Genomic DNA, 6,456 nt, shown 5'->3' with positions numbered 1-6,456 from the left:
CCGGGGGGCGCGGGCACAGCGCCGCCCTAGCGACGCAGCGCGTGACGGCGCCCACCCACCGCCCGCCAGATCAGCAGCACGACGATGCCCCCGAGAATCGACCCGATGATCCCGGACGGCTGCAGCGCCCCGTCCCCGAAGTCCTTGCCGAACAGCACGAAACCGAGGAAACCCCCGACGAACGAACCGACGACACCGAGCATGATCGTCGCGGGAATGCTCATCGGGTCCGGCCCCGGCACCAGCAGGCGGGCGACCGCACCCGCGATCAGACCGAGAACCGCCCAGGAAACGATCGTCCAAAGCATGACAGCCTCCGACAGGACAAGATCAGCGGCGGGGTCGTGCCGGTGATCGACGGCGGGACAGATCACGATGTACCCACCGGGAGAGAACCAAACCAGACCCGGATCGAGGGTCACCCGCCACGATCCGTGACCGCCACCCGCCCGCCGTCGGACCGCCGTGTCCACAGGACGCGGGCAGCCGCTCACCGGCGTCCACAGAACCCCGGGAGCACCCCCGGGCCGACGCGGGCCGGTCGTACGATGCCAGGGAGGCCGGCGGCAGGTCCGACCCTGGGCGAAGGACGGTTGACGTGGGTGACATCGGCGCGCCAGAGCTACTCATCATCCTCGCGGTGGTCGTCGTGCTGTTCGGCGCGAAGCGGCTGCCCGACGCGGCCCGGTCCTTCGGCCGCTCCCTACGGATCTTCAAGTCCGAGGTGAAGGGGCTGCGCGAGGACGACGTGAGCGCCCCCGCGCCGCCGGCGCCGACCCCGGTGACCCCCGCCCAGCCGGTCGCGGCCGCGCCCATCCCCGCCGCAGCCCCCACGACCACCCCCGTGCCGACCACCCCCGTGCCGACCACCACGGTGCCGACCACCACGGTGCCACCCGCGGCCGCTCACGAGCAGCCGGCGAACTCCGCCTGACGCCCCGAACCGCCGGTCACCGCCCGCACCCGACCCGGGCGCCGACACCGCGGGGGACCACCTGTGGTCGACCGGCGGGCACCCACCACGCGGCGCGGCGTGGGTGCCTCACAACCGCCTCCCGTGCCGCTCGTCGCCGTGAAACACCCCCGTGCCGAGCTCGGCCGCCGCGGTGTGCGCTGATCGTCACCTTCGCCGCCGCCCGTCACCGTGGCAACGGTGGTGTTCACTCGGTGCGGTGGCGACGCCGAAGGGCCACCGTGCCCGCCACGTGCCCTTCGCCCGGGCCAGGCAGCCGCGACCGGATTGCGGTGACGAAGAGGATGGTGGTCCGCCGTGCGTGTGGACATCTGGAGTGACGTCGTCTGCCCGTGGTGCTACGTCGGACGGGCCCGGTTCGACCGGGCGCTCGCCGCGTTCGCGCACCGCGACGAGGTGATCGTGCGCTTCCACTCCTACGAGCTGAACCCGACCCTGCCCCGCGGCGGCTCCGAGGCGCTGCTCGACGCACTGGCCCGCAAGTTCCCCGACACCCCCCGCGCGCAGCTGTGCGAACGCGAACACCGCGTCGCCGACGCCGCCCGCGCCGAAGGCCTGGGTTACCGCAGCGACCGGCACAACGGCAACACCTTCGACCTGCACCGGCTGCTGCACCTCGCCGGCGACGCCGGCGTGCAGGCCGACGCCGTCCGCGCCCTGCACCAGGCCCACTTCGGGCAGGCCCGCGACGTGTTCGCCCCGGACGTCGCCGTCGAGGTGTTCACCGCCGTCGGCCTGCCGGCGGGCGAGGTACGCCGGGTCCTGGCCACCGACGCCTACGCCGAGCGGGTGTTCGCCGACGAGCGCGCCGCCCACGACCTGCGCGTCACCGGCGTGCCGTTCGTCGTCGTCGACCGCACCATCGCCGTCGGCGGCGCCCGCTCCGCCGAGCTGTTCACCCGCACCCTGGACAGGGCATGGGCGCGCCGCCCCCGGGCCCGCCAGCACGTCTAGCCACCGCACCCCGCCCCGCCCCCGCCCCGGGGCCCGGGGCCGGGCACGCCGGGAGGGACACCCGCCGCGTCATGGCCGAGCACACCCACGACACCCCGCCGCCGCCCGAGCGGCCCCACCCGCCCGGCGCCGCCCCGGCGCCGGCGCAGGGAACACCGTTCGACGGCAGCCTCACCCAGGCCGCCGCGCTCAACCAGGCGTTCTGGGACGAACGCGTCCCGCTGCACCTGGCCAGCGACCTGTACGACGTCGACGGGTTCCGGGTGTCCCTCGACAGCCTGCGGCCGTTCGAACCCGTCGAGGTCGGCGACGTCACCGGCCGCCGCCTCGCCCACCTGCAGTGCCACATCGGCGTCGACACGCTGTCCTGGGCCGCCCGCGGCGCCGCCGTCACCGGCCTGGACTTCTCCGCCGCGGCGATCGACGCCGCCCGCGCGCTCGCCGCCGACGTCGCCCTGCCCGCCCGCTTCGTCGTCGCCGACGTCTACGACGCCCCCGACGTCCTGGGCCGCGGCGGCTTCGACATCGTCTACACCGGTTTCGGGGCGTTGGTGTGGCTCGCCGACCTCACCCGCTGGGCGGCGGCCGCCGCGGCGCTGCTGGCCCCCGGCGGGGCGCTCTACCTCGCCGAGTTCCACCCGATCACCCAGATCCTCGACGAGGACGACGGCCAGCGCATTGTCGGCGACTACTTCGCCGGTGTGCCGCGGCGCTGGCACACCACCGGCTCCTACGCCGACCCGCACGCCCCCACCAGCGACAACGTCACCGTGCAACGTGACCACACCCTCGGGGAAGTCATCACCGCGGTCGCCGGCACGGGACTGCGCATCCAGTTCGTCCACGAACGTCCCGTCACCCTGTTCGCCCGCTCCGCGAACCTGCGCCGCGGCGAAGGCGGGCTCTACCGCGCCCCCGACGGCGCCCCCCGCCCACCCCTGACCTACACCCTGCGGGCGGTCAAACCCGCCGCCGCGGACCGGGACACTCCGCTACGGTCGGCCCCATGACGACAACCGGCCACCGGACGGCCCGACCCGGTCCCGCCGCCCCCACCGCCGCCCCCAGCACCAGCGACACCGCCGGCCGCGGCCCGGACACCGACACCGGGGACACCGACACCGGGGACCTCGACGCCGAAGACCTCGACGCCGAAGACCTCGAGGAACGGCTGCACCGCCGCCACGCGCCGAGCACCGCCGCGTTCACCAGCGTGCACCGCCACTGCCGCATCGTCTGGGACATCGCCGCCAGCCTGCTCGCCGCCGGCGCCGCACCCGGCGCCGACCGCGCCCTGGTACGCACCGGCGCGCTGCTGCACGACATCGGCGTCTACCCGCTCTACGACACCGACGGCCAGCTCGACCACACCCAGTACCTGCGCCACGGCGTGCTGGGCCACGACCTGCTCGCCGCCGAGCGCCTACCCGCCGCGGTGTGCCGCTTTGCGTCGTGTCACACCGGCGTCGGCCTGACCCGCGAGGAGATCGAAACCGGCGGCCTGCCGCTGCCCCCGGCGGACTACCTCGCGCAGACCGTCGAGGAACGCCTGGTCATGTACGCCGACAAGTTCCACTCCAAAAGCCGCCCGGGCAGTTTCCTGACCGTCGCCGCCTACCGCGACCAGCTCCGCCGCTTCGGCGCGGCGAAAGTCGACCTGTTCGACACGTTCGTCACCGAGTTCGGCGTCCCCGACCTGCCCGCCCTCGCTGCCCGCCACGCCATGACCCTCCACACCGGCTGAGCGCCCGCCCCGCATCGCCCCGCCCGGCCGGGGCGGGGCGGGGCGCACGTCGGCACGCTCGCCCAACCCGGCCTCGGTCAGGTCCGCCAACCCGAGACACCAACCGGCATATCGTGGACGGCGATGATCCCGCCCGCTCCGCCCGCCGCGCCGCCACGGTGAGCATCGAACCCGCCCCCGAACCGGCCACGCCGCTGGTCGGCACGGTCATCGCCGCGATACCCGCCGACGGGCAGGCACCGGACACCCTCGGCGTCGCCCTCGCCGGCCGCGTCGACGACTACGCCCGCGCGTCCCGGTCCGCGGCCACCTGGCGCGCCTACGACAGCGACCTGCGCCAGTTCCGCGGCTGGTGCCAGCGCCAACCGGCCCGGCCCGCCGCACTGCCCGCCAGCCCCGCCACCGTCGCCGGCTACCTCGCCGCCCTCGCCGACGCCGGCTACAAACCGACCACGATCCGCCGCCGTCTCGCCGCGATCTCCGTCGCCCACCAGCTCGCCGGCCATCCCAACCCCGCCACCGCCCCCGAGGTCGCCGCCGTGTGGAGCGGGGTGCGCCGCACCCACGGCGGCCCCCCGGACCGCAAGGCCGCCCTCGACACCACCCTGCTCACCCGCGTCGTCACCCCCCTACGCGACGACACCGGCGCCGACCTGCGCGACCGGGCACTGCTCCTCGTCGGCTTCGCCGGCTGCCTGCGCCGCGCCGAACTCGTCGGCCTCGACGTCACCGACATCGAGGTCACCGCCGACGGCCTGATCCTCACAATCCGCCGTTCCAAAACCGACCAGGACGGCGCCGGCGCCCTGGTCGGCCTGACCTACGGCGCGCACCGCGCCACCTGCCCGGTACGCGCCTGGCAGGCCTGGGCCGCGCACGCCGCGCTCGTCGACGGCCCGGCGTTTCGCGGTATCAGCCGCCACGGCCACCTCGGCGCCACCCGGCTGCATCCCGCCTCGGTCGCCCGCATCGTCCAACGCCGCGCCGCCGCCGCGGGCCTGGACCCCGCCGACTTCGCCGGCCACTCCCTGCGCTCCGGGTTCGCGACCGCCGCCGCCCGCGCCGGCGTCCCCGACCGGTCGATCATGCGCCAGGGCCGCTGGCGTTCCGCCGCGTCCCTGGACAGCTACGTCCGCGCCGGACGGCTCTTCGACCGCGACAACCCCTCCGCCCACGTCGGACTGTGACCACCGGGGCGTGCCCGGGCGGTGCGCCGCCCCCGGCGACGGCCGCCGCCCCGTCACCGCCGCCACCACCAGCGATCGAGCAGTACCGCCACGACCGCACCCCAGATCTGGACCGCGAGCGCGCCCGGGTCGGCCATCCCGCCGCCGACGAGCCCGACCGCGCTCGCACCGGCCACCGTGGAGAGCACCACCGGGCTCCAACGCGACCCGCCCGCCACCCCGCACCCGCACCGCCCGGATTCGGCTGAGCCCCGGCGCACCACCCGGGCACCCGCGCCGATCCCGCGCGGACCGCGCGGACCGGGCCGGTGACGTGGGCGGGCCACCCGCCGGGCGCGTCCAGGGGCGCCGCGCGCCGGAGCCGGCCGGCGGCGACGCCGGTCGGGCCGCGCCCGGCGCGGCCCGCGGGTGTGCGCGCGCGAACAGCGACGGCGGGACGGTCGTCGGCGTGTCATCTCGGCTCCTCACCAGCAGGATCCCTGCTTTCGCCCTTGCTGCCTGCCTAGTCGATCCGGACCCTTCCTAGCCGGCGAATGAATGCATGGCAAAGTCCCGCATTGACCGGCCGGGGGAGGCCCTCGCCGAGCCACGCAAAGCATCACCAGAATGTGTGCATCACGGCGGGCGCACGGCCAGTCCATACTCCCGCCCCGACCTCCGAATGGCACCAGGTGCCACAACCACGCCAGGGAAATCGCACCCACATATTCACGGAGAGTGACCAGTCATGCCGGGCGCACCGCAGGGCGAACCCGACCGCCACAAAAACCCCGACGTCCAGAATCTTCTTCTGCATCGTTACGCTCAGTACAGGCTGCACGGAGTGTCACTCGGCCGACTCGCTCGCACTCTGATCCCGCGCGGCACAAGAGAAGAACAACGAAATCTGGCGGCTAAGATCGGACGTTTCTTCCGGTACGGCTCAGGGCCAGCCGCGGACCGTTGGAGCTACCTTGAGACCGAGATACGCCTAGCCTTTCCCGACACCGAACAGCCCGGCCGGATACACACCTGCGCGGCGCTCTACCGACGTGCTTTTCCGAACGCGACGGACTGCTGGTACCGCGGCGACGCGTCCCTCGACCTGCCCTTCGCGGACTATGTCCGCCGCAATGTCGAGGACTCGATGCGCCTGCTCGGTGAGCACGCCACGACCGGGGACCTCACCGACGCCGACATCGGGTACATCCACGCTCGGCTTGCCCCGCTGCTCGACCGCCACAGCCTGTTCAATCCCTGCCTGCAGGCACTGCCCCTGCTCCGCGCCGTGCCCCCGGACCGGCGCACCATCGACCAGATCCACGCGATCACCACCTGCGACCAGCAGATCGAAGCCCTGGAGAAGGCCCTACGCCCCCTGCCCCTGCGCGCCGCGCGACACCTGCGCGCCCTCATCCTCGACCACCGCGGCACCCACCAGCGGATACTCGCCGGCGCCGATCGCACGTCGACCCCCACCGCCCACCACGGCGACCCCTCGTCCAGCACCGACCACGCACAACCCAGCACCCACCACGACCACGAACGGACCCCCACAGCGCCTGCGCCGGCCCGTCCATGACCGCCACCGCGGGCCACCCCGGACCATGACCAGCGGG

At 74.3% G+C, this 6,456-nt stretch carries 8 protein-coding genes; 6 read left to right on the top strand and 2 right to left on the bottom strand.

Annotated elements, in window-relative coordinates:
- Nucleotides 1-26: 26 nt before the first annotated feature.
- Nucleotides 27-308, bottom strand: coding sequence for a GlsB/YeaQ/YmgE family stress response membrane protein (locus MXD60_RS19565; RefSeq protein ID WP_248820769.1), 282 nt, complete (start codon nt 306-308; stop codon nt 27-29).
- A 290-nt stretch (nt 309-598) separates the two neighbouring features.
- On the opposite strand from MXD60_RS19565, the gene tatA reads away from it, so the two are divergent.
- From tatA to MXD60_RS19540, 5 genes are all read left to right on the top strand, one after another.
- Nucleotides 599-934 carry a Sec-independent protein translocase subunit TatA gene (tatA, locus tag MXD60_RS19560; protein WP_248820768.1) on the top strand — a complete coding sequence of 112 codons (336 nt, stop codon included), beginning with the start codon at nt 599-601 and terminating at the stop codon, nt 932-934.
- A 336-nt stretch (nt 935-1,270) separates the two neighbouring features.
- On the top strand, nt 1,271-1,927 hold the full coding sequence (locus MXD60_RS19555; RefSeq protein ID WP_248820767.1) for a DsbA family oxidoreductase: 657 nt from the start codon (nt 1,271-1,273) through the stop codon (nt 1,925-1,927).
- A gap of 71 nt (nt 1,928-1,998) precedes the next feature.
- Nucleotides 1,999-2,937 carry a methyltransferase gene (locus MXD60_RS19550; RefSeq protein ID WP_248820766.1) on the top strand — a complete coding sequence of 313 codons (939 nt, stop codon included), beginning with the start codon at nt 1,999-2,001 and terminating at the stop codon, nt 2,935-2,937.
- Complete coding sequence (locus tag MXD60_RS19545) at nt 2,934-3,671, top strand: HD domain-containing protein (protein WP_248820765.1); 738 nt, start codon at nt 2,934-2,936, stop codon at nt 3,669-3,671. Before MXD60_RS19550 ends, MXD60_RS19545 begins: the two co-directional genes overlap by 4 nt.
- A 209-nt stretch (nt 3,672-3,880) precedes the next feature.
- Nucleotides 3,881-4,858 carry a site-specific integrase gene (locus MXD60_RS19540; RefSeq protein WP_248820773.1) on the top strand — a complete coding sequence of 326 codons (978 nt, stop codon included), beginning with the start codon at nt 3,881-3,883 and terminating at the stop codon, nt 4,856-4,858.
- A gap of 53 nt (nt 4,859-4,911) precedes the next feature.
- Here the strand turns inward: MXD60_RS19540 and MXD60_RS28925 are convergent, their stop codons facing one another.
- Nucleotides 4,912-5,046, bottom strand: coding sequence for a hypothetical protein (locus MXD60_RS28925; protein WP_283098644.1), 135 nt, complete (start codon nt 5,044-5,046; stop codon nt 4,912-4,914).
- Nucleotides 5,047-5,681: 635 nt separating this feature from the next.
- On the opposite strand from MXD60_RS28925, the gene MXD60_RS19535 reads away from it, so the two are divergent.
- Nucleotides 5,682-6,419, top strand: coding sequence for a hypothetical protein (locus MXD60_RS19535; RefSeq protein ID WP_248820764.1), 738 nt, complete (start codon nt 5,682-5,684; stop codon nt 6,417-6,419).
- Nucleotides 6,420-6,456: the final 37 nt, after the last annotated feature.

Source organism: Frankia sp. AgB32 (genome assembly GCF_023243045.1).
GTDB lineage: Bacteria > Actinomycetota > Actinomycetes > Frankiales > Frankiaceae > Frankia.
The sequence above is the reverse complement of the archived record's forward strand: the minus strand, read 5'-3'. Positions and strand labels throughout refer to the sequence as shown.